Below are 25,128 nucleotides of genomic sequence, written 5' to 3'. Positions count from 1 at the left end.
CAATGCGCCCCATCGGTGGCTCTTCTCACAATCCGGGCCGAATCGGGGCCCGAGGTGACGGCTGCCACGTCACCGGACGCGTTTTGTGTCTACGTTCGTGACCCATGTCGTCCCACGTCTCGCGTACCGCACGAAGCAAGGCCGGGGCCCTGGTGGTCTCGGCGGCAGCCCTCCTCGGCACCGGCCTCCTGCACCCGGCCCCGGCGGCGGCCGCCGGCCCGGCGCCGTCCGGGACCCCGGCGCGCGCCACGGCGGCGGTGCTCGACCTCGACGGCACGAGCCGCACGCCGGCGATCCACGGCGAGGACGAGGCGTACGACACCGCCAGCATCGTCAAGGTCGACATCCTGGCGGCCCTGCTGCTCCGGGCGCAGGACGAGGGGCGGCAGCTCACCGAACGGGAACGCGAGCGCGCGGAGCCGATGATCCGGCGCAGCGACAACGCGGCGGCCAACGCCCTGTGGCGGCAGATCGGCCGGGCCCCGGGGCTGGCGGCGGCCAACAAGCGCCTGGGACTCACGTCGACGAAGGGTGGTCCCGGCGCGAAGTGGGGGCTGACCCGGACGACCGCGAGCGACCAGATACGGCTGCTGCGGGCCGTGTTCGACACCGGCGGCACGGCACGCGAGGGGTCGGGCGGACTGTCCGCGACGTCGCGCGCCTACATCCGCACCCTGATGCGCCAGGTCGTACCCGAGCAGACCTGGGGCGTCTCCGCGATCGGCGGGGCCGGCTCCGGGCCGGCGCTGAAGAACGGCTGGCTCCAGCGCAACACCACGGGCCGGTGGGACGTGAACAGCGTCGGCCAGGTCACGGTCGAGGGGCACCGGTATCTCGTCGCGGTGCTCTCGGACGGCAGCGCGTCGATGGGCGACGGCGTGTCCCTGGTGGAGCGGACGGCGCGCGCGGCCGTACGGTGAGGGCTCCGTCCGGCGGGTGAGCCGGACCGGGCCAGTGGTTCAAACCAATCCCCCGGCCCCTGTGACACGCCTGTGACAGTCGGCGGACGGGCCCGTGAAGTCCGGCAAGCAATCTGGTGGAACAAGGGCAAACCGCCCTAAACGGACAACTCCCCCAGCCGTTTCGCCGGAGGAACACCATGAGCGCCACTCTCGCCCCGTCGCCCACCGAAGCCCCCGCCCCCGCGCTGGCTCCGCGCGAGCGGGAGACGCTCCGGCACATCGCCGCCGGCCGGACCTACCTGCAGACCGCCCGCCACATGGGACTGTCGACGCACACCGTCGACGCCTACCTGCGCCGCATCCGGGCCAAGCTCAACATCAGCAACACGGCGGAGCTCACCCGGATGGCGATCGCCCTGGGCCTGTGACCCCGGGGCCCGCCGGCACCCGGGCCACCGCCGGCCGTGCCCGGCGGGCATCGCGGCGGGGCGCCGGGACGAACCGGGCTCGCGCGACCGCGACCACGGAAGGCGAGACGGACACGAACCATTGGCATGCGACCGCGGCCACGGAACGCGAGACGGACACGAAACCATTGGCGGGCACCCGCCCGCACCCGTCCCACGCCGCCGCCGGTCCCGGTCCCGGGGCGGCCGCGGGGTGGTGGGAGGATGCCCGGGTGGAGCCGATCTTGCATGGGGCGGGCCGCCTGCTCGGGACCCGACTGTCCGACCCGGCCGACCTGGGCGGCAGCAGCCGCAGCACGGTCCTGCGCTGCCGGACCACGGCCGGCGGCACGGTGATCGTGAAGGCGTACGGCCGCGATCCGGTGGCGCTGCGCTGCTTCGCCTCCGAGGCCGCCGCGCTCTCCCTCGGTCTGGCGGGCCCGGAGCTGCTGGGCGTGGACCCAAAGGCGCCGCTGCTGGTGATGGAGGACCTGGGCGAGGCGCCGACCCTGGCCGACGTGCTGCTCGGCGACGATCCCAAGGCGGCGCGGGAGGGCCTGACGGCCTGGGCCCGGACGCTCGGCCGCCTGGCCGCCGAGGCGGCCGGCAGGCGTGCCGACTTCGCGCGGCTGACCGCCCGGTTCGGCCGGGGCACGCCGTCCTGGTCGGACGACCCGTGGACCGGGCGGAACGCCTCCGCGCTGCCGCCGCTGCTCGAACAGGCCGGCATCGCCGTCCCGCCGGGGCTGACGGAGGAGCTGGCCCGGATCGGCACGGCGGGCGGTGACCGGTACCCGGCGTTCACCCCCGGGGACACCTGCCCCGACAACACCCTGCTGACCACCGGCGGGCTGCGCCTGATCGACTTCGAGGCGGCCACCTACCAGTCGGTCTTCCTGACGGCCGCCTACTGCCGGATGCCCTTCTCCACCTGCTGGTGCGTCTTCCGGCTGCCGTCCGAGCCGGCGGAGGAGGCCGAGCGGGCCTATCGCACCGAGGTCGTGCACGCCTGCCCGGAACTGGCCGAGGACGCGGTGTGGGAGGCCGGGATGTCCCGGGCCATCGCGGTCTGGACGGTCGACGCGACCGTGCGCCTGCTGGGCCGCGCCGGTGAGGACCGGCCGATGCACCCTACCCGGCGCCCGGTTCCCACGGTGCGCGGGCTGCTGCGGCACCGCTGGGAGACGGCGAGCGCGCTGACCGGGTTCCCCGCGTTCACCCGGACCATGGAGCTCCTGCTGCGCGGGCCGGCCCGCACCTGGCAGTCGGCGCCGCTGCCGCGGTACCCGGCCTTCCGAGGCTGAGCGGGTCCGGCCGGAAACCCCGGCCGGGGCTTTTCGCCCGGCGTGGAAGGGGCACGCGGTCGGAGTACGACTTCCGACCGGAGGGGTGGTACCACGATGGCCGAGTACGAACGTTCCCGCACGATGCCCGCACAGCCCGAGCACGTCTTCGACCAGGCGGCCAACGTCTCCCAGCTCGACGCATGGCTCCCGCAGGCCCTGCACGTGGACGTCGAGGACCCGCCCGCCGTGACCGTGCACGAGGACAGCTCCGGGCAGGACATGCCCGCCCTGCTGCGCTCCGAGCCGGACCAGATGCGTCTGGAGTGGGGCACCCGCGAACAGGGCAGCTACGCGGGCTGGCTCCAGGTGGCGGGCATCGGCAGCGGCGCCAGCGAGGTGACCGTGCACCTGTCCTTCTTCGACGAGGGGCACGACCCGGGCGAGCAGGCGGTCTGCTACGCCCTGGACGACAGCCTGATGCGGCTGGAGGAGCAGGTGCGCATGAGGACCGAGAACGCGGCGGGCTGACCTGCCGCCGCCGCGCCGGCTGCCGGCCCCCGGCGCGGCGGCGGCAGCGACGCCAGGGGGCGCCGGCGCCATGCCCCGGCGGCCCCCGGCATGTGATCTCCGACCGCTGCGATGGCCTCCCCGGCGCTCATACGTCGCTCAGACGGTGGTCAGCACATGGTCAGCACCTGGGGTGACAGCTGCTTGATCATGGTGTTGGTCCAGCGGATCTGGCGCAGGGTCCGCGGGTGGCAGTCGCTCGCCAGCGCGAGCAGCCGGGGATCGTGGCCGGCCTGCCCGGCCTGGGCGAGCATCTCCCAGTGCACGGAGTTGCGGGTGGCGGCCAGGTGCAGGTCCAGCAGGTCGTGCAGGAGCAGCGCCCCCGGTTCCGGACGGCGGCCTACCGCTTCCGCGGCCTTGGCCCGCAGGGTGGCGAGGAGGCCCGGCGTGGGGTCGTCGGGCGGGCCGGACAGGTCGAGTCCGTAGTGGTGGCCGGTGTCGGCGAGCCGCGCGCTGTGCTCGTGCGACCAGCGGGCCAGGTCGGTGGCCACATGGTGGATCTCGTGCTCGGCGCGGTGGCGCTCGGCGGTGGCCATGAGGGCCTTCTCCAGCTCCCGTTCGTCGTGGTGCAGGGTGCGCAGGGTGAGGGCGAGGGCGTTCATCGGGCGCCTCCCACGGGGGTGCCGGTGCGGTGCCGCGCGGCCGGTGTGCCGCGTTCGACGAGCGTGACGCGGGCCGCGCAGGTCTTGAACAGGGGCTGCTTGGACACGGGGTCCCAGTCGGTGACGGTGCCCTCGTTGGCGGCCCGGCCGGGGCCGTCGCCGGCCGGCCGGTGTCCGGCGGGGGTGTCCCAGTAGCCGTAGTGGAAGGGCAGGAACACCACTCCGTCCCGCATCGGCGTGATCCGCAGCCGGGCCCGTACCGAGCCGCGCGGGGTGCCGACCTCGACCAGGTCGCCGGGGTGCAGGTCCAGGGCGGCGGCCTCGAGACCGGAGAGCTCGGCCCACACCTCGGGAGCGGCGGCGTTCAGTTCGGGGGCGCGGCCGGTCTTGGTGCGGGTGTGGAAGTGGTGGACGGTACGGCCGGTGATCATCTGGAGCGGGAAGCCGGCGGAGGCGTCCTCCTGCGGGGGCCGGTACTCGGCCGCCTTGAGGACCGCCTTGCCGTCCGGGTTGAGCGACCGGTACTCGGCGGGTTCGTCGACCGCCCCGGTGACGAGGTCTTTGCCGTAGCTCTCGCACGTGTCGGGGTGGGCGAAGGAGATGCCCTCGGTGTACAGCCGGGCGGTGCCGTCGGGGGCGTCGGCCGTGCAGGGCCACTGGATGCCGGTGCCGGCGCGCAGCCGGTCGTAGCTCAGCCCGGTGTAGTCGCAGGGCCGGCCGGCGCTGCACCGCTGCCAGGCCGCGAAGGCCGACTCGGGGTCGTGCCAGGTGATCAGCGGGCCTCCGGACCGGTCGCGGAAGTCCATGCGGCGCGCGAAGTCCAGGAAGATGTCCAGGTCGGCGCGGGCCTCGCCGGGCGGTTCGACGGCCTTGTCGGACAGGTGCACGGTGCGGTCGGCGTTGGTGAGGGTGCCGGTCTTCTCGCCCCAGGTGGCCGCGGGCAGCACCACGTCGGCGAGCTGGGCGGTCTCCGTCGCGAAGAGGTCCTGAACGACGACGAAGAGCCGTTCCTGGCCGAGGATGGAGCGGATCCGGTCGAGCTCGGGCAGGGACACGGCCGGGTTGGTCCCGGTGATCCACAGCATCCGGACCGCGCCCTGCTCGGCGTACCGGAAGATCTGCATCGCGTGCGTCGGCGGCGCGTAGTGCGGGATGCGCTCCGGCGGGACGTTCCACAGCTCGGCCAGCTCGGCGACGTGCCGGTCGTTCTGCCAGTTGCGGAAGCCGGGCAGGTCGCCGTCGGCGCCGCACTCGCGGGTGTTCTCCGCACTGGGCTGGCCGTTCATCTGGAGCAGGCCGCGGCCGGGGCTGCCGAGCATGCCCCGGATCAGGTGGAGGTTGTTGACCTGGACGGCGGCCGCGGTCGCCTGGTGGGACTGGTAGAAGCCCTGGAGGACGGTGGAGGTGAGCCGCTCGGCACCGCCGATGATCTCCGCGGCCCGCTCGATGCCGGGGGCCGGGACGTCGCAGATCCGGGAGGCCCAGCGGGCCGTGCACGGTTCCACCCTGGCCGCCAGCTCCTCGAAGCCGACCGTGTGCGCGTCGACGTAGGCACGGTCCACCCGACCGGTGCGGATGATCTCGTGGAGGAGGGCGTTGAGGAGGGCAACGTTGGTGCCGGGACGCGGGGCGAGGTGGACGGTGGCCTTGCGCGCCACGGGTGTGGTGCGCGGGTCGACGCAGACGAGCGCGGGCGGGTCGCCGCCGGCGAGCCGGTCGAGGACGCGCGCCCACAGCACCGTCTGGGTCTCCGCCATGTTGTGTCCGAACAGGGCGAGCGCGTCGCAGTGGTCGATGTCCTCGTACGAGCCGGGCTGCCCGTCGCAGCCGAAGCTCTCCTTCAGCGCCTCGGCGGCGGTCGCCGTGCACAGCCGGGTGTTGCCGTCGAGGTGGTTGGTGCCGATGCCGGCCCGGGCCAGCACGGCGAGCGTGTAGTACTCCTCCAGGAAGAGCTGGCCGGTGGTGTAGAAGCCGATGGAGCCGGGGCCGCGCTCGTCCAGCAGGTGGCGGGTGCGGGACGTGATCCGGTCCATGGCCGTGTCCCAGTCGCAGGACACCAGCCGGCCGTTCTCCCGGACGAGCGGCCTGGTCAGCCGGTCCGGGGAGTTGTTCGCCTGCCAGCCGTAGAGGTCCTTGGGGCCGAGCCGGCCGTGGTTGACCCGGTCGGTGGCGCGCCCGCGGACGCCGACGATGCGTCCGCCCCGCACGGCGATGTCCATGGCGTCGCCGTTGGAGTGCAGCAGCGAGGCGGACTGCACCCAGCGCTCCACGTCCGCCTCGGTGAGGCCGGGGGCGAGGTGCAGGTCGGTGCGGACCGGCCAGGGGGTCCCGCGGTCATAGGGGGTGCGGGTGCCCCAGGGATCGCCGATGCGGTCGTCGTCGCTCACGATCACACCTCCGGGTGTCGCCTCGGTCGCCGCGCGAGTACCCCGGCGGGGGCCGCCTCTCCCCCGCGTGTGCCCGCTGCGGACGTGGGGGCCGGGCGCGGGAGGTGATCGTCGGGGGCCGGGGACGGAGCGCGGCCGTGGCCCGAAGGGTGAGCGGCGGGAGAACGACCGGTCGGACGGCGAGGGCTTCCCCGGGGGGACGGGGGATCCCTCGCGTGCGGAACGGGAGCCCACGCGTACAACCCTTCCGTCCCGGTGGGAGTCTTCACGTGCGGAACGCACGTTCCCGAAGCGTTCGTTCGTCCGTCACAGCCACGACTTCCAGAGGATTCCATGCCGTTCACCACCCCAGGCCCCCGCGCACTCCGGCAGACCGCCGGTGCGATCGGCGCCGTCGCCCTGATCGCGCTGGGCGCGGCCCCCGCTTCCGCCGACGAAGCCGGAACCGGTCTCGTGCTGGGCACCGTCGCGCCGGTCGACGGCGTCAAGCCGGGCGGCGAGTTCACGGTGCCGGCCACCTTCACCAACACGGGCTCCTCGGCGCTCGACAAGGTCTGGATGTCGTACTCGGTCACCCGCGGGCTCAGCCACAGCGATATGCCGTCCAACTGCCGTCGCTACGACGTCTCCTCGTTCGACGAGGCGCCGAGCACCTCCGACCTGGTCTGCGAGTTCGACCAGCAGGTCGAGCCCGGCGTGGTGTACGCCCCCGAGCGGCCGGCGAAGCTGAAGGCCCTCGACCACGCGCTCCGCGACGAGCTGCGGGTGGTCGTCGACGCCCACGACCCGGCCCCGACGGAGGGCGCCTCGGACCCGGTGCAGGGCACGGGCCCCGCGGTGAAGCTGGCCGAGCGGCCCGACGCGACGCCGGCCGCCCCGGGTTCGGCGAAGCACGACGGCTGGGACGCGGCCGACACCACGGTCACGGCCGACAACACCGCCGACTTCCAGGTGACCGGCGCCCGGTTGCGGGGCCGTGTGGGCGAGACGGTCGACGTCGAGGTGAAGTTCACCAACGCCGGGCCCGGCTGGGTGCTCCGGAAGCTGGACACGCCCGCGACCCGCGTACTGATCGACTTCCCGGCCGGCACGTCGGTGACCAAGGCCGCCGGCTTCTGCAAGAAGGCCGGCGAGGGCAGCTACGACTGCGGGACCGCGCAGCGCTGGGTGGACGAGGGCCGTGGCGGGAGCTACGCGTTCAAGGTGCGGATCGACAAGGAGGTGTCCGGGGCCGAGGGTTCCGTGACGCTCGCGGGTGAGCCCCGTCCGTTCGACCCCGACAAGGCGAACGACACCGCCGCTCTCACCCTGGAGGTGACGGACGGCGGTTCGGCCGGCGGCGGTGACGCGGACGGGGGCGGCTCGACGGCCTCCACCGGCGGCACGTCGAGCACCGGCGGTTCCGGTTCCACGGCGGGCGGCTCGTCGACGGGCGGCACGTCCGGCTCGGCGTCGGCGGCCGGCACGACCGGCGGTGCCGCGTCGTCCTCGGCGTCGGGGTCGACGGGATCCACGGGCGGCGAGATGGCGAGCACCGGCTCGGACGCGGTGCTGCCCGTCACGGCCGCCGCGGCCGGAGCCGTACTCGTCGGCGCGGGCGCGATCGTGGCGGTACGGCGCCGGTCCGCCCGGCAGCGCTGACCGGACGCGGGGACACCGGCCGGCCCGCCCGGCAGCGCCGAGCAGGCACGGGGGCACCGGCCGGGAACCGGGGCGCCTCCGGCCCGCCCGGCCGCCGGCCGGAGTCCGGACCGGCCGGAACCGGCCGGAACCGGTCGGCACCGGTCAGTACCCGGACCCCAGGCTGCGGGTCGAGTAGGCGCACTCCGTGTAGATGTAGCCGGACCTGAGCCTGGCGGTGTCCGACGCCGGGGTGGCGCTGCCGGTGCCGTTCGACTTGTGCACGAAGTACGTGGTGCCGACCGGGAGGCTGATGGTGCGCTGCGGGTAGTGCCTGCCGCTGTCGCTGCACGGCTTGAAGCCGGAGTACAGCGTGTCGGAGAGCGAGTACGCCTTGCAGCCGCCGCAGCCCTTGAGGGTGAGCCTGCCGGTCACGGGACCGGTGTACAGGACGGTGACGTCGTGCGGGCTGTCGTTCTTGACGGTGACGGAGATGTTCCCGCCGGAGGCCGTGGTGGGCAGTTTCCGGCCGGCCGCGGGCAGGGTCTGGGCGACCTCGGCGGCTATGGCGATCTTCTCGGCGCGGGCCCGGTTCCGGTGGCGCTTGTGATCGGCGGCGAACCGCTCCATGGTCTTCTGCGCCGCCTCGAAGTCGCCGTCCTCGTACTGGTCGACGCCGCAGGCGTACTGCCCCGTGTCACCGCTCCGGCCGGCCCGGCTCGCGGCCTTGCCGAGCCGGCCGCCGGGGTCACCGGCCGACCTGGACAGGTCGCCGATCCGGGTGCCGAGGCCGCGCAGCCGCTCGACGGCCGCGCAGGGTTCGTCCCCGTCGACGGCCTTCTCCGCCTTCTTCACCGCCGCGTCGACGGCGGGCGCCACCCTGGCCGCCGCCCCCGATCGCGGGAAGGTGTCCAGCAGATCGCCGAAGCGGCTCACCCAGTCCACGTCGCCGGTGCCGAGGTGCTGTGCGCCGCACTCGTACAGGGCGGTCGCGAGCCGGTCGTCGGGCCAGCGGGCCAGTGAGCCCAGCGGCTCCTCCGGCATGGTGTCGGGCACGGTGCGCAGGTACGTCAGCGGTTCCACGGCGTCGCAGTACTCCCGGTGGCCGAAGGCGGCGCCGACCGTCGTGTAGTACGTCCGCAGGCTGGCCGGGACCTTGCCGGCCGCGCGGGAACCGGCGTGGTGCAGGGCGATGTCGCGGTAGACCTCCAGCGCCTCCCGATAGTCCGACTTCGCGGTCGCGAACGACTGTCGGCCACTGTCGGCCACCAGGTCGTCGGCCTCCTCCAGGCGCCCGAGGAGGGCCTCCTCCACGGCCTCGTCGTGGGCGTCCTCGTACCAGAGGGCACCGCCGGCCGGCACGGCGAGCAGCAGGAGGCCCAGCAGCAGGGCGAGGGGCGTGCCGCCCGGCCGGGCCGACCGGGTGCGCCGCCCGGCGAGCCCGCCGTGCAGGGCCGCCGCGAGCAGCAGGACGGCGTAGCCGGCGACCGCGACGCCGGGGACGCCGTCGGCGTCCGCGGGCAGCGCGAAGAGCAGGAACAGACCGGTCGCGACCCAGCAGGCGGCCGTCGGGAACCAGCGCCGCAGCAGCGCGTAGCCGAGTCCGAGACCGCTCAGGTTCAGCAGGGCGACCGCGACGGCCCGCCAGGCGTCCGGCGGGCCGGGCGGAGTGGACGGCACGGGGGGCGGCCCCGGCGGCATGGGCGGGACGGGCGGCCCCGCGAATCTGTGATCCGGACCGTACGGACCTTCGGACATGACGGCTCCCCCCGGTCAACTGCGCCCGCATGTCTGCGGGTTCGCAGTGTACGGGCGCGGGCGCGGACCCGATAGACACCCGAACGTCCATCCATACCTACACAATCCTTATTTGCCTCATGCCCCATTTGTCCGATTATCCTGGGCGATCGTGCCGGGCCCCGCCGAGCGGCCCGTGGAACACGACGAGGGACAACGAGGGACAACGAGAGACGACGAGAGACGACGAGAGACGAGGAACGGGAGGCGACGGACGGCATGCGCGACGCACGGTGGTGGCGGGTCCTGGTGTCCGCCGGACGCGCCAACGGCGCGGAGGCCGCGCGGGCCACCGCGGCCGCCGGGCTGACCTGGCAGACCTGCACGTTGCTCCTGCACACACCTGATCCGTACGCGGGGGCCGTCGCGGCGCTGCTCATCGTCGAGACCACGGTGGTGCGCACGGTCTCCGCCGCCCTGCGGTACGGAGCGGGATGCCTGCTCGGTGTCCTGGTCGCCGTACCCGGCGCCCTGTACGCCCGCCCCGGCATGGCGGGTCTGGTCCTCGTCGTCTTCGCCTCGGTGCTGCTCGTGCGGCGCGGGTTCCTCGGCCATCACGGTGTGCACGTGCCGACCACCGCGCTGATCACGTTCGCCCTGGTGCGCGGCCGTCACTCCGGTGAACTGGCCTCCCACCTGGCGGAGATCGTGCTGGGCATCGCGTTCGGGCTCGCGTGCAGCGCCCTGCTGTTCCCCGCCGTACGCGTCCGGTCCGCCGAGCGGGCGCTGGAGGAGCTGCGTATGCGGGTCGCCCGGGACCTGGACGGCCTGGCCGACGCGGTCGAGCGGCACGTCCGGCCCCGGGACGTGCTCGGACCCGCCTGGCAGCAGGACCTCGACGCGGCGCTGGAGCGGGCCGGCGCGGCCGTGGACGAGGCACACGAGAGCGTGCGCTGGAACCCCCGGCCGACGGCCCGGCGGCGGCGCTGGCACCTGGACCGGCGGGTGCTGCGCACCCTGACCGACGTCGCGCAGGACCTGGCCGCCACCGGCCGGCTGCTCGACACGCATCCCGAGGCCGCCGGCGCGTCCCGGCCCCGCGCCGCCTTCGCCCAGCCCTACGCGCGGCTGCTGCGGACGACCGCGCTGTGCGCCTACTCCTGCCGGGGCGGCCGGCCGCACCCGGCCCTGCCCGCCGCCCGCCGGGCCCTGTCCCGCCTGGACACCCCCCGCTGCGGCCCGCCGGCCGACAGCCCCGGCACGGACGTCACGGCCGCCGCCCCCGAAGGCGGTCGCCTGGTCCGGCATCTGGACTCGGCGCTGTCGCGCCTGTCCGCGCCGGCGCCCGCCCCGGCCCGCCGGACCCGGCGGGCACCCACTCCGATACGGCCCTCCCTGCGACGATGACCTCCCACCGCACCCGCACCCGCACCGACACACACACCGGCACCGGGCACACCCCCGGCACGGCCGCCGACGCCCCCGCCACCCGTACGGCCGCCGACGCGCGCCGCCCCGCCCCTGCCCCGCGCGACCGGCTCGCCTGCTCCCGCGTGCTGCCGGCGGCGGCGCCCGTGGCGCTGATGGCGGTCGTCGCGGTCACGGATCTGCTCACCCCGGACTGGCTGCACGTCTCTCCGGTGATGGCCGCCGTGCCCGTCCTGGCCTCGGTACTGCTCCCGCTGTGGGCCACGGCCTCCCTCGCCTGTGCCGCACTCGTCCTGACCGCCCTGCTCCAGGCGGACGCGGGGCAGTACGGACAACCCGACTCCGACGTCGTGCTGTTCAGCCTGTTCGTGGTCGGCCTGACCTCGCTGGCCGCCTGCTCCCTGCGCGGCCGCCGGGAGCGCCAGCTGCGCCAGGTCCGCACCGTCGCCGAGACGGCCCAGCGGGCCCTGATGCACCCGCTGCCGCCCCGGATCGGCTCACTGGCCCTGCGCGGCGTGTACCTGCCGGCCGAGTCCGAGGCGCGGATCGGCGGCGACTTCTACGAGGCGCTCCGGACCCCGTACGGCACCCGCGTCCTCGTCGGCGACGTCCGGGGCAAGGGCCTGCCGGCCGTCGGCGCCTCCGCCGCCCTGCTCGGCGCGTTCCGCGAACTGGCCCACCAGGAGCCGTCGTTGACGCAGGTCGCCGAGCGGCTGGACGAACGCGCCCGGCGGCAGATCGCCGCCGTGGACGGCATCCTGGAGGGCGAGCCGGCGGACGGCGGGGCGTCCGGGACGCTGTTCGCGGAGCGGTTCGCGACCGCGCTCCTCATGGAGTTCCCGCCCCACGCACCCGTGGCCCGCGTCGTGCACTGCGGACACCCCGAGCCGTTCCTGGTCCACGCGGGCCGGGTGCACGGCCTGTTCCCCCGCCGGCCCGGCGCCCCGCTCGGTCTCGGCGACCTGCTCGACGTGGCCCCGGCCGCACAGACCGTGCCGTTCGGGCCGGGTGACCGCCTGCTGCTGTACACGGACGGGTTCATCGAGGCCCGCGACCGCCGCGGCCGGTTCCTCGACCTGACCGCCCACGTCGAGGCCCACGCCGGCCGGCCGCTGGAGGCGATGGTGACCTGCCTGCGCCGGGACCTCGTCCGCCATGTGCACGGCGACCTCGGCGACGACGCCGCGCTGGTGGCCCTGGAACGGCTGCCCGGACCGCCCGACGAGCCGTGACGCCGGGGACACCGGCGCGTCCGCCCGGGAGCCGGCCCCGCCCCCGGACGCTCGCCCCTCCCCTGTCCGGGCCAACGACGGTGCGCCGGAGAGGCGGGCGGGCGCGCCGGGTGTGACCGTGGGAGAGCGAACCGCGACGGACGGTGACCGACGGTGACGAGGAGACGGCATGGCAGACGGAGTCGGGGCGGGCTGTGCGCAGCTGAGCGCCGTGGCGGACGCCGTGCTGTACGAGGGGTATCTGCTCTACCCCTACCGCCGGTCGTCGGCGAAGAACCGGGTGCGCTGGCAGTTCGGGGTGCTGCTGCCCCGCGACTGGGTGGAGCGCGACGGGCCGGTCGTGCCGGGGATCTCCGGCTCCGCCGACTCCTGGTACCAGCAGACCGAGTGCCTGCTGCGGGTCCGGCACGCCGACGCCGCCGTACGAGTGCGCGTGCGCTGGCTCCAGCTCCAGTACAAGCAGGTGGAGGCGGCCGACGAGGACGGGCACCACCCCGTCGAGTCGCTGCGGACTCCCGACGGGGTCGCCCACCTGTCCTTCGAGGAGGCGGTGCCGCGCGAGACCGAGCTGGTACTGCCGCTCGCGGAGCTGCTGCGGGGCGGCCGGACGGCCACCGTGGGGGCACCGGCCGGAGCGGAGTACGAGCCGCTGCCCGCGGAGGCCGGGCGGACGGTGCGGCGGCGCCGCGAGGTGCGCGCCGTGACGACGGTCGTCGCCGAGCCGGTGGCCCCCCGGCTGTACCGGCTGCGGGTGCGTACCGAGAACGCCGGTGAGGCACCGGATCCCCGGGCGCCGCGCGCCGCGGTGCTGGGACAGGCGCTGCTGGCCACCCACACCCTCCTGACCGCGGAGGCGGCCGAGTTCGTCTCGCTCGTCGATCCGCCCGCCGCCCTCGCGGAGCACGCGCGCGCCTGCCGCAACGCGTTCACCTTCCCCGTGCTCGGCGGTCCGCCGCCGGAGTCCGGGAGCACCGACGGGCTGACCGGCCCGCTGCTGCTCTCCGCGCCGATCATCCTGCCGGATCACCCGCAGGTGGCGCCGGAGAGCCCGGGCGACCTGCACGACGCGGCGGAGATCGACGAGATCCTCACGCTGCGCACCATGCTGCTGACCGACGAGGAGAAGGCCGAGGCCCGGGCCACCGATCCGCGGGCCGCGCGGATCCTGGACCGGGTGGAGACCATGCCACGGGAGGTGTTCGCCCGGCTGCACGGCGCCATCCGCTCCCTGAACCCCGTGCCCGCGCCAGTCCCCGCCCCCGCTCCGGGCCCCGCGCCGGCCTCGGCACCCACCCTGACTCCGGCCCCTGCCCCGGCTCCGGCCCACGCCCCGGCTCCCCCCGCCGGGCGGCCCGCCTGGTGGCAGGAGGGCGGCGACGACGGCCTGTCCCCGGCGACGGACACCGTGCTCGTGGGCGGGGTGCCCGTCGGCGGCGGCTCCCGGGTGCGGCTGTGTCCGCGCGGCCGGGGCGCCGACGCCCAGGACATGTTCCTGGACGGCCGGACGGCGCAGGTGGCCGGGGTCTTCCACGACGTGGACGGCAGCGTCCACCTGGCCGTCACCGTCGACGACGACCCCGCCGCCGACCTGCACGGCTGGTACGGCCGGTTCCACTACTTCCGGCCCGACGAGGTCGCACCGCTCGGCCCGCCCGAACCGCCGGGTCCGGCCCAACCACCCCGGCCGCAGTCCCCGCGGCCCGCGCGTCCGGCCGACCGGCCGGAGGAGGGACGGTTCGATGGATGCCCTTGAGGTGCTGGCACACGACCACCGCATGGTCGAGCAGTTGTTCCGCGACTACGGCGCGGCGGCCTCCCACCGGCAGCGGCGCGGCGTGGCCGAGCTGCTGGTCCGCGAGCTGTCCAGGCACGCGGCTCTGGAGGAGATGCTCGTCTACCCGCTGGCCAGGAAGGCGCTCCCGGACGGCGACCGGGAGGTGGACGAACACCTGAGCGACCACATGGCGGTGAAGAAGACCCTCCTCGAACTCGACCGGCTCGGTGAGGGCGACCCGCGCGCCGACGACCTGGTGGACCGGCTGCGCCGGGAGGTGGAGGAGCACATCCGCGAGGAGGAGGCCGTCATGATGCCCCGGCTGCGCGAGGCCCTCTCCCAGCAGGACCTGGACGAGCTGGGCCGGGCGATCGGCCGGGCGAAGCAGGGAGCGCCGACCCGTCCGCACCCCAACGCCCCCGCGAAACCCCCCGCCCTGGCCCTGGCGGCCCCGCTGGCCGCGGCCTACGACCGACTCCGAGACCGACTCCAGCGGAGGCCGACGACATGACCACACAGAGCGGCACCACCGAAGTGAGCCGTGAACCCGACCGGTCGGAAGCCCGCGGCAAGGGCTTCGACGAGATCTACATCCTCTGGATCTCGGAAGGCATGAGCTGCGACGGGGACACCGTCTCGCTGACCGCCGCCGGGCAGCCGTCCATCGAGGACGTGGTGCTCGGCCTCATCCCGGGTCTGCCGAAGGTGAACCTGGTCAACAAGGTGCTCTCCCCGAGCCTGGGCGGCGAGGACTTCCTGGCGCCCTACCGGGCGGCGCTGCGCGGCGAGCTGTCCCCGTTCATCCTCGTCATCGAGGGCTCCATCCCGAACCAGAACATCATCGAGGGCGACGGCTACTGGACCTCGTTCGGCAACGACCCGGCAACCGGGCAGCCGCAGACGCTGAACTGGTGGATCGACCAGCTCGCGCCGAAGGCCTGGGCGGTGGTGGCGGCCGGGACGTGCGCGGCGTACGGCGGCATCCACGCGATGGCCGGCAACCCGACCGGCTGCATGGGCCTCGCCGACTACCTCGGCTGGGACTTCAGGTCGCAGGGCGCCCTGCCGGTGGTGAACGTGCCCGGCTGCCCCATCCAGCCGGAGAACTTCATGGAGACCCTGGTCTGGGTGCTCTACCACGCCGCCGGGGCCGCGCCACCGCCTCCGCTGGACCACATGCTGCGTCCGCAGTGGCTGTTCGGCAAGACCGTGCACGAGGGCTGCGACCGGGCCGCGTACTACGAGCAGGCCGACTTCGCGAGGGACTACAGCTCACCCAAGTGCCTGGTGAAGACCGGGTGCTGGGGGCCGGTGGTGAACTGCAACGTGCCCAAGCGGGGCTGGATGGCAGGGATCGGCGGCTGCCCGAACGTCGGCGGCATCTGCATCGGCTGCACCATGCCCGGGTTCCCGGACGCGTTCATGCCGTTCATGGACGAGCCGACCGGCGGCACCCTGTCGTCGATGCTGATCAAGCCGTACGGCGCCGTCATCCGCCGGCTGCGCGGGCTGACCAGCGTCGCGGTCAACCGCGAACCCAAGTGGCACCACAACGGCCCGGAACTGACCACCGGCTACGACCCGTACTGGCGTGCCTGAGCGGCACTCCCGGCGACCCGTGCGTACGACGAACGAGGGGCAGGAAACGACATGACGACCACCGAGGACCCACGCCGGGTCTCGGCGCGCAAGCCCGCGCAGATCGTGGACATGTCCTGGGACCCGATCACCCGCATCATCGGCAACCTCGGCATCTACACGAAGATCGACTTCGCCAACCAGGAAGTGGTGGAGTGCCACAGCACCTCCTCGCTCTTCCGTGGCTACTCGGTCTTCATGAAGGGCAAGGACCCGCGCGACGCCGGGTTCATCACCTCGCGGATCTGCGGCATCTGCGGCGACAACCACACCACGTGCTCGAACTACGCCCAGCAGATGGCGTACGGCGTCAAGCCGCCGAAGCTGGCCGAGCACATCACCAACCTCGGCGAGGCCGCCGAGTACATGTTCGACCACACGATCTTCCAGGACAACCTGGTGTTCGTGGACTTCTGCGAGGCGATGGTCAAGGCCACCAACCCCTCGGTCCTCGCACGCGCCCAGCGCACGGACGCGCCGCGCGGCGACATCCACGGCTACCGGACCATCGCCGACATCATGCAGGCCTTCAACCCCTTCGAGGGCGAGGTCTACAAGGAGGCGCTGAAGGTCAGCCGGGTCACCCGGGAGATGTTCTGCCTGATGGAGGGGCGGCACGTGCACCCCTCCACGCTCTACCCGGGCGGCGTCGGCACGATGCCGCAGCCGAACACCTTCACCGACTACCTCAGCCGCCTGATGCGGGTCATCGACTTCATCAAGAAGGCGGTGGCCATGAACGACGACGTCTTCGACTTCTTCTACGAGGCCCTGCCCGGCTACGAGGAGGTCGGCAGGCGCCGCATCATGCTGGGCTGCTGGGGCGCCTGGCAGAACCCGGACGTCGTCGACTACCGGTACGCGACGATGAACGAGTGGGGCCGGGCGATGTACGTGACCCCCGGCATCATCGTCGACGGCAAGCTGGTCACCAACGACCTGATCGACATCAACCTCGGTCTGCGCGTCATGCTGGGCAGCTCCTACTACGAGGACTGGGTGAACGAGGAGCCGTTCGTCACCCACGACCCGCTCGGCAACCCCGTCGACATGCGCCACCCGTGGAACCAGACGACCGTCCCGGTGCCGCAGAAGCGGGACTTCGACGGCAACTACAGCTGGGTGATGAGCCCGCGCTGGTACCACCCCGAGACCGGGCAGCACCTCGCTCTGGACACCGGCGGCGGGCCGCTCGCCCGGCTCTGGTCGACCGCGCTGAGCGGCCTGGTCGACACCCCGTACGTCAAGGCCACCGGCAGCAGCGTGCGCATCTCCCTGCCCCGGGGCGAGGCGTTGCCGGAGACGACGCTGGAGTGGCACATCCCGAAGTGGAGCAACACCATCGAACGGGACCGCGCCCGGCCGTACTTCGTCGCCTACGCCGCCGCCATGGCCCTGCAGTTCCTGGAGGAGGCGATGGAGATGCTGCGGGCCGGTGAGACGAAGGTCTTCCAGGACTTCGAGGTGCCGGACGAGGCGATCGGCTGCGGCTTCCACGAGGCGGTGCGCGGCGTGCTCTCCCACCACCTGGTGATCCGGGACAAGAAGATCGCCAACTACCACCCGTACCCGCCCACCCCGTGGAACGCCAGCCCCCGCGACATCTACGGCACCCCGGGGCCGTACGAGGACGCCGTCCAGGGGCAGCCGATCTTCGAGGAGAACGGCCCCGACGACTTCAAGGGGGTCGACATCATGCGTACCGTGCGCAGTTTCGACCCCTGTCTGCCGTGCGGGGTGCACATGTACATGGGCAAGGGGAAGACGCTGACGACGGTGCACTCGCCGACGTACGGGGCGAACCATGGCTGAGGCCGGGCGGCTGGCCGACCCGGACGTGGAGGGGCGGCTGGCGCGGCTCGACGAGCTGCTGGCCCGTCTGGAGACCGCTCCCGGACCGATGGGTGCCACGGCCGTGGAGGCGGTACGGGTGCTCACCGAGGTCTACGGCGAGGCACTGGCCCGGGTGCTGGACCTGGCCGGGCAGCCGCTGGTCGCCGGGCTGGCCGAGGACGAGCTGCTGGGGCACCTGCTGGTGCTGCACCAGCTGCACCCGGAGCCGGCGCAGCGGCGGGCCGAGCGCGCGGTGGACCGGCTCCGCCCGGCGGTGCGCGACCGGGGCGGCGACATCGAGCTGGTCGGTGTGGAGGGGCAGGTGGCCCGGGTCCGGGTGAGCGAGGCGCGCGGCTGCGGGAGCGGCTGCGGTGGCGGTCCGACGGTCGCGGACGCGGTACGGGAGGCGGTGCTGGCCGCCGCACCGGAGCTGACGGCGGTCGAACCGCTGCCGGCGCCGACGGCCCCGGCCTTCGTGCCGCTGGACTCCCTGCTGGTGCGGGAGGAGCGGTGAGCGCGGGCGGCGCACTGGCCCGGGTCATCCGCTCCACCGCCGGCCGGGACGGCCCCGAGCGGTGCGACCTGTGCGCGGAACCCGTCCCGGCCGAACACCGCCATCTGTACGCCACCGAGCGCGAGGAGCTGCTGTGCGCCTGCGGCGCGTGCGCGGTGCTGTTCACCGGGGACGGCGCGGGCGGTGGGCGGTACCTGCCGGTGCCGCGCCGGCGGGTACGCCTGGAGCCGGTGGACACCGGGCCGCTCGGGGTGCCGGTGGGGCTGGTCTTCTTCGTGCCGCGTGCCGACGGCACGGTCACGGCGCAGGGGCCCAGTCCGGCCGGTGCGATGCGCTGGGAGGTCGACGCCGAGCGCTGGGCCGGGATGTGCGCCGCCTGTCCACCGCTGGCGACCATGGCGCCCGAGGTGGAGGCTCTGTTGGTGAACACCGTGCGCGGCCTCGACCACCACTGGATCGTGCCGGTGGACGACTGTTTCCGGATGGTCGCGCTGGTCCGCCGGGAGTGGCGCGGCCTGGCCGGTGGCGGCCGGGTGTGGCCGGCCGTCGAGCGGTTCTTCGCGGAGCTGACCGAACGCTCGTGAGGACCTGAGAGGAGAACGACGATGGGCACCATCCGAGTGGGCCGCCCCCAGGTGAGACCCGACACGCCCTGCCACGTGCCCGGCCTGCACCAGGGCAACAGGGGCCCGGGCGAGCGCCAGACCGGACACCACAAGGACGGCACCTCCGACGCGCGCCGTTCCACCGGGATCCACTGGAAGCGGCACGACGCCATCATGAAGATCATGCCGAACATCTCGCCGGGGTGATCCGGATGAGCGAGCGGAAGGGCACCGGGATGAAGCTGAAGCGAGCGGGAGCGAAGGCCGCGGCCGTGGCGGCGGGAGTCCGCGCCGGCCGGGCGGCGGCCGGGACGCGGACCGGGTGGACGGCTCGGCGCGTGCTGGTCGCCGAGGCCGCCGTCGTCGGTGGGCTGGTGCTCACGATGCTCGTCCGGGAGCTCCCGGGCATCCGGCGCGAGGTGCGCATCTGGCGCATGATCAACCTGCGCTCCGGCGCCCGGCGCCCGCGCTGAGACGGCCGTGCACGAACTGTCGGTCGCGACCGCGATCGTGGAGCACGCACAGGAGATCGCCCGCGCGGACGGCGCCGACGGCGTGTCGTCGGTGACCGTCCGGGTCGGTGAGCTGGCCGGTGTGGTCCCGGACGCGCTGCACTTCGCCTTCGAGGTGGCCCGCGAGGGCACGGCGCTCGCCGGGGCCCGGCTCGTCGTGGAGCAGGTGCCCGCGCGCGCCTGGTGCGGCGGGTGTGCCGAGGAGTTCGCGGTCGGCATGCCCCCGTTCTTCTGGTGCCCGCGCTGCGACCGGCCCTCGCGGGAGCTGCGCGGCGGACGCGAGCTGGAGATCACGGGGGTGGAGCCGGTCCCGGCCCCCGCCTGACGGCGGGGGCCGGGGGCGGTTTCAGCAGATGCGGGGCAGCTGCTCGCCCAGCGGCAGGTCCAGTACCCGGGTGCCGCCGAGGCCGGTGGCGACGACGACCATGCCCGGGTGGTCCGCGACGCACTCGCCGATGAGGGTGGCGCCCGCGCCCCGCGGGTGCGCGCGCATGGCCGCGAGGACGGCTTCGGCGTGCTCCGGGGGGACGAAGGCCACGAGCCGGCCCTCGTTGGCGACGTACAGGGGGTCCAGGCCGAGGAAGCCGCAGGCGTTCGCGACCTCCTCCGGGACGGGCAGGGCCCGCTCGTGCAGCCGTACGCCGGTGCCGGAGGCGCGGGCGATCTCGTTCAGGGACGCGCCGAGGCCGCCCCGGGTGGGGTCGCGCAGCACGTGGATGTCCGGGGTGACCGCCAGCATGGCCGCCACCAGGTCCGCCAGGGGCGCGGTGTCGGAGGTGATCTCCACACCGAACTCCAGGCCCTCGCGCACGCTCATGACCGCCACCCCGTGCAGGCCGATGGGGCCGCTGACGATGACGGCGTCGCCCGGCCGGGCGCGCTGGGGGCGGATGTCGACGCCGGCGGGGACGAGGCCGACACCGGCGGTGGTGACGTAGACGCCGTCGCCGTGCCCGGACTCGACGACCTTGGTGTCGCCGGTGGCGACGGTGACGCCCGCCGCCTCGGCCGCCGCCCCGACGGCGCGGGCGATCCGGGCGACGACGTCCAGTGCCACGCCCTCCTCCAGGACGAACGCCGTGGCGAGGTGGGTGGGCCGGGCGCCGCTCATCGCGAGGTCGTTGACGGTGCCGTTGACGGCGAGGTCACCGACGCTGCCGCCGGGGAAGAACAGCGGGCGTACCACGTAGGAGTCGGTGGAGAAGGCCACCCGGACGCCGCCGAGGTCGAGGACGGCGGAGTCGGTGAGCGCGGCCAGGGTGGGGTTGCCGTAGGCGGGTGCGAAGACCTGTTCCATCAGCTCCGCCGACAGGGCGCCGCCCCCGCCGTGGCCCATGACGACGACCGGCTGGTCGCGCAGGGGTGCGGGGCAGGTCCAGTTCGCCGGATCGACGGGCGCCGCACCGGTGGTGAAGAGGTCAGCCAACGGGGTTCATCTCCTCCTGCGGGACGCGCGGTCCCTCGGATGCCGCCGGGGTGTTCATCCGGCGGTACAGGTAGTAGGCCGCGCAGGCGCCCTCGCTGGAGACCATGGTGGCGCCGAGCGGGGTGCGCGGGGTGCAACTCGTGCCGAACGCGGCGCACTCGGTGGGTTTGATCAGCCCTTGCAGGACCTCGCCGGCGCGGCACGCGGCCGGTTCCTCGGTGCGGATGCCGGTGACGTCGAAGCGGTGCTCGGCGTCGTAGGCGCGGAAGGCGTCGGTCAGCCGCCAGCCGCTGTCCGGGATGCGGCCGATGCCCCGCCAGTTGCGGTCGGTGACCTCGAAGACCTCCTCGATCATGCGGACCGCGGCCGGGTTCCCCCGCGGGCGCACCGCGCGGGTGTAGGCGTTCTCCACCCGGTGCTCGCCGCGCTCCAGCTGGTGCACGGCGCGGCGGATGCCTTCGAGGATGTCGAGCGGTTCGAAGCCGGTGACGACGATGGGGACGCGGTGCCGCTCGGCGAGGTCCGGGTATTCGGCGGTGCCCATGACGCTGCACACGTGCCCGGCGGCGAGGAAGCCGCGCACCCGGCACTCGGGGGCGGTCATGATGGCGTCGATCGCCGGCGGGACGCGGACGTGGGACACCAGCAGGCTGAAGTTGGCCAGGCCGAGGCGGCGGGCCTGGTGGACGGCCATGGCGTTGGCGGGGGCGGTCGTCTCGAAGCCGATGGCGAAGAACACGACCTGCCGGTCGGGGTGTCGTCGGGCGAGCTCCAGCGCGTCCAGCGGCGAGTAGACGACCCGGACGTCACCGCCCTCGCCCTTGACCCGGAAAAGGTCCCGGTCGGTGCCGGGCACCCGCAGCATGTCCCCGAAGGAACAGAAGATCACCCCGGGGCGCGCGGCGATCGCCAGGGCCTTGTCGATGACGTCGAGGGGTGTCACGCACACCGGACAGCCCGGGCCGTGGATCAGTTCGACCTCTTCCGGCAGGAGCTGGTCGATGCCGTGGCGGATGATCGAGTGGGTCTGGCCGCCGCAGACCTCCATCAGGGCCCAGGGACGGGTGGCCGTGGCGCGGATCTCGTCCAGCAGCCGGCGTGCCAGCTCCGGGTCGTTGAACTCGTCGATGTACTTCACCGGGCCTCACTCCCGCTCTCCTGCCGCGCCGCCTGCTCCCAGGCGTCGCCGAACTCCTCCTCCAGCAGCCCCAGCCGGCCGAACAGCTCCAGGGACGCGCGTGCCGACTCCTCGTCCAGGCGCTGGAGCGCGAAGCCGACGTGGACGATGACGTACTCCCCGACCCGGATGTCGGGCAGGTACTCCAGGCACGCCTGTTTGCGGACGCCGCCGAAGTCGATCAGGCCGGTGAGCGGGTCGGCGCGGTGGTCGATGGACACGACCTTGCCGGGCACTGCCAGACACATGGGTCACTCCGTCTCGTGGTGGACTGCTGTTCCGGCGACCATCAGCTGGCCGAGCGCCAGACCGCCGTCGTTGGGGGGGACTTCGCCGTGCCGGAGGACCGTGAAGCCGGCCCCGGCGAGCAGTGCGGCGGTCTCCTCCTCCAGCAGGGCGTTGGCGAAGACGCCACCGGTGAGGGCGACGGTGGTGAGGCCGGTTGCCGCTCGGGCCCGGCGGCAGACCCGTGCCACTGTCCGGGCCAGGCCCCGGTGGAAGCGGGCGGCCATGACCGGCACGGGGGTGTGGCGGGCCCGGTCGTCCAGCAGGGCGCGCAGGGCGGGTGCCGGGTTCATCTCCCACCCGGTGGCAGGGCCGCGCAGGGCGGGTGCCGGGTTCATCTCCCACCCGGTGGCAGGGCCGCGCCGGCCCGGACGCCGGCCGGGCGGGGCTGCGGGCAGTGCGGTGAGGCCGAAGGGGTAGGCGACCGCGTCCGCGTCCCTCGCCGCCGTCGCCGCCGCCTCCAGCTCCAGCGCCGCCTGTGCCTCGTACCCGGCGCGCTGGCAGACCCCCACCAGGGACGACACCGCGTCGAAGAGCCGGCCCATGCTGGAGGTCGGCACACAGCCCAGCTGGCGTGTCAGCTGCCGGCGCAGCACCGTCAGTTCGGCCTGGGTGCACGCCTCGACGCTGGGCAGGCCCGGCTCCCAGGGGAGTCCCGCCGCCCACAGCCGGGCCAGTGCCAGCCGGCAGGGGTTGGCCACGCCGGTGTCACCGCCGGGCAGGGGGGCGGGGGTGAGGCGGGCGAGGCGCTGGTAGCCGGCGTAGTCGGCGAGCAGGATCTCGCCGCCCCACACCGTGCCGTCGTCGCCGTACCCGGTGCCGTCGAAGGCGACGCCGATCACGGGTGTGCGCCCGTCGAGGCCGTGTTCGGCCATGGCCGCCGCGATGTGGGCGTGGTGGTGCTGGACCGGCACCGGTCCGGGCAGGCCGAGCCGGGCGGCGCGGGCGCGGGCCCGGCGCGTCGAGTGGTAGCCGGGGTGGCGGTCGGCCGCCGACCGGCGGGGGGTGACGCCGGTGAGGAGGGTGAGGTGCCGCTCGGCCCGCTCGGCGGCTTCGAGGGCGGCCAGGTCGCCCATGTCGCCGATGTGCGGTCCGAACCAGGCGTGCTCGCCCTCGCCCAGGCAGAGGGTGTTCTTCAGGTCGCCGCCGACCGCGAGCGTGGGGCGTACCGGCAGCGGCAGGCGCAGGGGGCGGGGGACGTAGCCGCGCGAGCGCCGCAGGACCTGCTCCGTGCCGTCGGGGCGGACGCGCAGCAGGGAGTCGTCGCACGGCGAGGCGATGGGCCGGTCGTGGCTGAGCCAGGCGTCGGCGAGTCCGGCCAGCCGGGTCAGCGCCTCGGCGTCGTCGGTGACGATGGGCTCGCCGGAGCGGTTGCCGCTGGTCATGACCAGCGCCCGGGGTCCGGGGGGATCGCCGGGCAGTCCGAACAGCAGGGTGTGCACGGGGGTGTAGGGCAGCAGCACGCCGACGTGCGGGCTCCCCGGGCAGACCTCGGGGGCGAGGCGCGGACCGTCCGCCCGGTCGCGTCTGCGCAGCAGGACGATGGGCCGCCGGGCACTGGTGAGCGCGGCCCGCTCGGCGTCGGAGAGCACGGCGACGCGTTCCGCCGTGCCGAGGTCGGCGCACATCACGGCGAACGCCTTGCCGCCCCGCTCCTTGCGGCGGCGCAGCCGGGCGACGGCCCGGGCGTCGGTCGCGTCGCAGGCCAGGTGGTAGCCGCCGACGCCCTTGACGGCGACGATCCGCCCGTCCGCCAGGAGCGCGCGGGCCGTCGCCAGGGCGTCCGCGTCGCGGGCCGGGCGGACGTCCGTACCCGCGGCCGGGACCAGGGTGAGGCGCGGTCCGCAGTCGGGGCAGGCGACGGGCTGGGCGTGGAAGCGCCGGTCGGCCGGGTCGCCGTACTCGCGCGCGCAGGCGGGGCACATCGGGAAGCCGGCCATGGTGGTGACCGCCCGGTCGTACGGCATCCCGGTGGCGATGGTGAAGCGGGGGCCGCAGTGGGTGCAGGTGACGAAGGGGTGCCGGTGCCGGCGGTCGCCGGGATCGGCGAGTTCGCGCAGGCAGTCGGCGCAGGTCGCGGTGTCGGGCGGGAGGTGGGTGCGGCCCGGGGACCGCTCGGTGGAGCGGATGGCGAAGGGTTCGGCGGCGCCGGTCGCGGGGATGTCCTCGCAGCCGACGCCGGTCACGGTCGCCAGTGGGGGCGGCTGCCGGGTCAACCGGCCGGTGAACCGGTCGACTTCGTCCGGCGGGCCCTCCACCTCGATGAGCACGCCGTCCGCCGTGTTGCCGACGAACCCGGCCAGCGCGAAGGTGCCGGCCAGCCGGTGCACGTACGGCCGGAAGCCGACGCCCTGCACCGTGCCGCGCACGGTGATCCGGCGGCGGACCGGGCCGGTGGCGGGCGCGGTCACGCGACGGGGGCGGAGGCGGGGTGGTGGGTGTGCGGGTGCGGGGCGAGCGGCGGGCGGTGCGGCGGGGCACCGTCGCGGGCGGCGAGCGCGTGGTCGAGCAGGGTGGTGACGCCGGCGCCGGTGCGGGCGCAGGACCGTACGATCTCCACGCCCGGGTTGACCCGGTGCACGTTCTCGTGGAACAGGCTCTCGTCGAAGCCGGCCGGTCCGGCGAGGTCGGTCTTGGTGACGACGACCAGGTGGGCGGAGCCGAACGCGGTCGGGTACTTCAGCGGCTTGTCCTCGCCCTCGGTGACGGCCATCAGCACGATCCGCAGGGTCTCCCCGAGGTCGTAGGAGGCCGGGCAGACCAGGTTGCCGACGTTCTCCACGAACAGCACGGAGATGTCCGGCGGCAGCCAGTCCGTCAGCTTGGCGCGGACCTGCCGGGCCTCCAGGTGGCACAGTCCGTCGGTGAGCAGCTGCCGCACGGGCGCGCCGGACCGGGCCAGCCGGACGGCGTCGTTCTCGGTGGCCAGGTCGGCGGTGAGCGCGGCCGCCGGCACGCCCTGCCGCACCGCGTGGGCCAGTACCCGGGCGAGGAGTTCGGTCTTGCCGCTGCCCGGGCTGGACAGCAGGTTGACCAGGGTCACGCCCCTCTCCGCGAGGTCGGCGCGCAGGCTCGCCGCCAGGCCGTCGTTCTTCGCCAGTACGGCCTGCTGGACGTCGGACCGGCACATGGGCGCAGCTCCTCGGGATCGGCGGCG

Annotated in this window: 24 protein-coding genes; 16 read left to right on the top strand and 8 right to left on the bottom strand. The window is 74.3% G+C overall.

Going from position 1 to position 25,128, the window contains the following annotated elements; genetic code table 11:
- Positions 1–104 precede the first annotated feature (104 nt).
- The 4 genes from ABZ576_RS10985 to ABZ576_RS10970 all read left to right on the top strand — a co-directional run bounded on the left by ABZ576_RS10985 (position 105) and on the right by ABZ576_RS10970 (position 3,162).
- A complete protein-coding gene (locus ABZ576_RS10985; protein WP_360738689.1) occupies positions 105–920 on the top strand; it encodes a serine hydrolase in 816 nt (271 codons plus the stop codon).
- A 179-nt stretch (positions 921–1,099) separates the two neighbouring features.
- A complete protein-coding gene (locus ABZ576_RS10980) occupies positions 1,100–1,330 on the top strand; it encodes a helix-turn-helix transcriptional regulator (protein ID WP_360738686.1) in 231 nt (76 codons plus the stop codon).
- A 251-nt stretch (positions 1,331–1,581) separates the two neighbouring features.
- Positions 1,582–2,652 (top strand): hypothetical protein, encoded by a 1,071-nt coding sequence (locus ABZ576_RS10975; RefSeq protein ID WP_360738683.1) that lies wholly within the window; start codon positions 1,582–1,584, stop codon positions 2,650–2,652.
- A gap of 96 nt (positions 2,653–2,748) precedes the next feature.
- The gene (locus ABZ576_RS10970) at positions 2,749–3,162 is read left to right on the top strand and encodes an SRPBCC family protein (RefSeq protein WP_360738680.1); all 414 of its coding nucleotides are present in this window, start codon (positions 2,749–2,751) and stop codon (positions 3,160–3,162) included.
- Positions 3,163–3,311: 149 nt separating this feature from the next.
- Here ABZ576_RS10970 and ABZ576_RS10965 read toward each other — a convergent pair whose 3' ends face one another.
- Positions 3,312–3,803 carry a hypothetical protein gene (locus ABZ576_RS10965; protein ID WP_360738677.1) on the bottom strand — a complete coding sequence of 164 codons (492 nt, stop codon included), beginning with the start codon at positions 3,801–3,803 and terminating at the stop codon, positions 3,312–3,314.
- Positions 3,800–6,193 carry a nitrate reductase gene (locus tag ABZ576_RS10960; RefSeq protein ID WP_360739143.1) on the bottom strand — a complete coding sequence of 798 codons (2,394 nt, stop codon included), beginning with the start codon at positions 6,191–6,193 and terminating at the stop codon, positions 3,800–3,802. Before ABZ576_RS10960 ends, ABZ576_RS10965 begins: the two co-directional genes overlap by 4 nt.
- 330 nt (positions 6,194–6,523) lie before the next feature.
- Between ABZ576_RS10960 and ABZ576_RS10955 the strand changes: the two genes are divergently transcribed.
- Positions 6,524–7,831 (top strand): hypothetical protein, encoded by a 1,308-nt coding sequence (locus ABZ576_RS10955; protein ID WP_360738674.1) that lies wholly within the window; start codon positions 6,524–6,526, stop codon positions 7,829–7,831.
- Positions 7,832–7,975: 144 nt separating this feature from the next.
- Here the strand turns inward: ABZ576_RS10955 and ABZ576_RS10950 are convergent, their stop codons facing one another.
- On the bottom strand, positions 7,976–9,511 hold the full coding sequence (locus ABZ576_RS10950; protein WP_360739141.1) for a hypothetical protein: 1,536 nt from the start codon (positions 9,509–9,511) through the stop codon (positions 7,976–7,978).
- Positions 9,512–9,826: 315 nt separating this feature from the next.
- Here ABZ576_RS10950 and ABZ576_RS10945 point away from each other — a divergent pair, with 315 nt between their 5' ends.
- The 11 genes from ABZ576_RS10945 to hypA all read left to right on the top strand — a co-directional run bounded on the left by ABZ576_RS10945 (position 9,827) and on the right by hypA (position 19,408).
- Positions 9,827–10,954, top strand: a complete 1,128-nt coding sequence (locus tag ABZ576_RS10945) for an FUSC family protein (protein WP_360738671.1) — start codon at positions 9,827–9,829, stop codon at positions 10,952–10,954.
- Entirely contained in the window at positions 10,951–12,207 is a 1,257-nt protein-coding gene (locus tag ABZ576_RS10940) for a PP2C family protein-serine/threonine phosphatase (protein ID WP_360738669.1), read from the top strand. The genes ABZ576_RS10945 and ABZ576_RS10940 overlap by 4 nt, the downstream gene beginning before the upstream one ends.
- A 169-nt stretch (positions 12,208–12,376) precedes the next feature.
- Positions 12,377–13,960, top strand: a complete 1,584-nt coding sequence (locus tag ABZ576_RS10935) for a hypothetical protein (RefSeq protein ID WP_360738666.1) — start codon at positions 12,377–12,379, stop codon at positions 13,958–13,960.
- The gene (locus tag ABZ576_RS10930; protein ID WP_360738664.1) at positions 13,947–14,492 is read left to right on the top strand and encodes a hemerythrin domain-containing protein; all 546 of its coding nucleotides are present in this window, start codon (positions 13,947–13,949) and stop codon (positions 14,490–14,492) included. Before ABZ576_RS10935 ends, ABZ576_RS10930 begins: the two co-directional genes overlap by 14 nt.
- Positions 14,489–15,580, top strand: coding sequence for a hydrogenase expression protein HypE (locus tag ABZ576_RS10925; RefSeq protein ID WP_360738662.1), 1,092 nt, complete (start codon positions 14,489–14,491; stop codon positions 15,578–15,580). Before ABZ576_RS10930 ends, ABZ576_RS10925 begins: the two co-directional genes overlap by 4 nt.
- A gap of 51 nt (positions 15,581–15,631) precedes the next feature.
- On the top strand, positions 15,632–17,431 hold the full coding sequence (locus ABZ576_RS10920) for a nickel-dependent hydrogenase large subunit (protein ID WP_360738659.1): 1,800 nt from the start codon (positions 15,632–15,634) through the stop codon (positions 17,429–17,431).
- Complete coding sequence (locus ABZ576_RS10915; protein WP_360738656.1) at positions 17,424–17,966, top strand: NifU family protein; 543 nt, start codon at positions 17,424–17,426, stop codon at positions 17,964–17,966. The genes ABZ576_RS10920 and ABZ576_RS10915 overlap by 8 nt, the downstream gene beginning before the upstream one ends.
- Positions 17,963–18,550 carry a DUF5947 family protein gene (locus tag ABZ576_RS10910; protein WP_360738654.1) on the top strand — a complete coding sequence of 196 codons (588 nt, stop codon included), beginning with the start codon at positions 17,963–17,965 and terminating at the stop codon, positions 18,548–18,550. The genes ABZ576_RS10915 and ABZ576_RS10910 overlap by 4 nt, the downstream gene beginning before the upstream one ends.
- 21 nt (positions 18,551–18,571) lie before the next feature.
- Positions 18,572–18,778 (top strand): hypothetical protein, encoded by a 207-nt coding sequence (locus ABZ576_RS10905; RefSeq protein ID WP_360738651.1) that lies wholly within the window; start codon positions 18,572–18,574, stop codon positions 18,776–18,778.
- A gap of 5 nt (positions 18,779–18,783) precedes the next feature.
- Entirely contained in the window at positions 18,784–19,044 is a 261-nt protein-coding gene (locus ABZ576_RS10900; RefSeq protein WP_360738649.1) for a hypothetical protein, read from the top strand.
- 7 nt (positions 19,045–19,051) lie between these two features.
- Positions 19,052–19,408 carry a hydrogenase maturation nickel metallochaperone HypA gene (gene hypA, locus ABZ576_RS10895; RefSeq protein ID WP_360738646.1) on the top strand — a complete coding sequence of 119 codons (357 nt, stop codon included), beginning with the start codon at positions 19,052–19,054 and terminating at the stop codon, positions 19,406–19,408.
- 21 nt (positions 19,409–19,429) lie between these two features.
- Here hypA and hypE read toward each other — a convergent pair whose 3' ends face one another.
- From hypE to hypB, 5 genes are read right to left on the bottom strand one after another with little or no spacing between them, the layout of a single operon-like run.
- Entirely contained in the window at positions 19,430–20,509 is a 1,080-nt protein-coding gene (gene hypE, locus ABZ576_RS10890) for a hydrogenase expression/formation protein HypE (RefSeq protein WP_360738643.1), read from the bottom strand.
- Positions 20,502–21,647 (bottom strand): hydrogenase formation protein HypD, encoded by a 1,146-nt coding sequence (hypD, locus tag ABZ576_RS10885; protein WP_360738641.1) that lies wholly within the window; start codon positions 21,645–21,647, stop codon positions 20,502–20,504. The genes hypE and hypD overlap by 8 nt, the downstream gene beginning before the upstream one ends.
- Positions 21,644–21,934, bottom strand: coding sequence for a HypC/HybG/HupF family hydrogenase formation chaperone (locus ABZ576_RS10880; protein WP_360738638.1), 291 nt, complete (start codon positions 21,932–21,934; stop codon positions 21,644–21,646). The genes hypD and ABZ576_RS10880 overlap by 4 nt, the downstream gene beginning before the upstream one ends.
- Positions 21,935–21,937: 3 nt before the next feature.
- Positions 21,938–24,382, bottom strand: a complete 2,445-nt coding sequence (gene hypF, locus ABZ576_RS10875; RefSeq protein WP_360738636.1) for a carbamoyltransferase HypF — start codon at positions 24,380–24,382, stop codon at positions 21,938–21,940.
- The gene (gene hypB / locus ABZ576_RS10870; RefSeq protein WP_360738633.1) at positions 24,379–25,101 is read right to left on the bottom strand and encodes a hydrogenase nickel incorporation protein HypB; all 723 of its coding nucleotides are present in this window, start codon (positions 25,099–25,101) and stop codon (positions 24,379–24,381) included. Before hypB ends, hypF begins: the two co-directional genes overlap by 4 nt.
- Between the last annotated feature and the right edge of the window lie 27 nt (positions 25,102–25,128).

This window comes from Streptomyces sp. NPDC013455 (genome assembly GCF_040632975.1).
In the GTDB taxonomy this organism is placed as follows: domain Bacteria; phylum Actinomycetota; class Actinomycetes; order Streptomycetales; family Streptomycetaceae; genus Streptomyces.
Note: the sequence above shows the minus strand (reverse complement) of the source record. Positions and strands in the feature narration are given on the sequence as shown.